At 70.0% G+C, this 530-nt stretch carries 1 protein-coding gene; it reads left to right on the forward strand.

The features are described from left to right. Positions 1-126: 126 nt before the first annotated feature. Positions 127-530 (forward strand): exonuclease subunit SbcD (sbcD, locus tag JCM9942_RS17860; RefSeq protein WP_157723101.1); only part of this gene is annotated, 404 nt, incomplete at its 3' end.

Raw genomic sequence — 530 nt, forward strand, 5'->3', positions numbered from 1 at the left:
CGGTCGCAGCGGCTGCGACGCCGCCGTGCTGGCATGGCCGCAGCATCGCCGGCGGTGCACACTTGCCGCTCTTCGCCACACCGGATGCGCTCCGCGCCATCCGCTTCCTTCCGGGAACCGCCCCACATGCGCCTGCTGCACACCTCCGATCTCCACCTGGGCCAGAACTTCCTCGGCCAGTCGCGCGAAGCCGAACATGCGGCGTTTCTGGACTGGCTGATCGGGCAGGTGCGTGAGCACCAGGTCGATGCGGTGCTGGTGGCCGGCGACGTGTTCGATACCGGCACCCCGCCCAGCTACGCGCGCGAGCAGTACAACCAGTTCATCGTCGCCTTGCGCGATACCGGCGCGCGGCTGGTGGTGCTGGGCGGCAACCACGATTCGCCGGCGATGCTGTCCGAGTCGCGCGGGTTGCTGGCGCGGCTGGACACGTTGGTGGTGCCCACGTTGCTGGCCGAGCCGGGCGAGCATGTCCATCGCATTCCCGGTCGCGCTGGCGCGCCGGGCATGATCCTGTGCGCGGTGCCCTT

This window comes from Stenotrophomonas pictorum JCM 9942, assembly GCF_001310775.1.
GTDB lineage: Bacteria > Pseudomonadota > Gammaproteobacteria > Xanthomonadales > Xanthomonadaceae > Stenotrophomonas > Stenotrophomonas pictorum.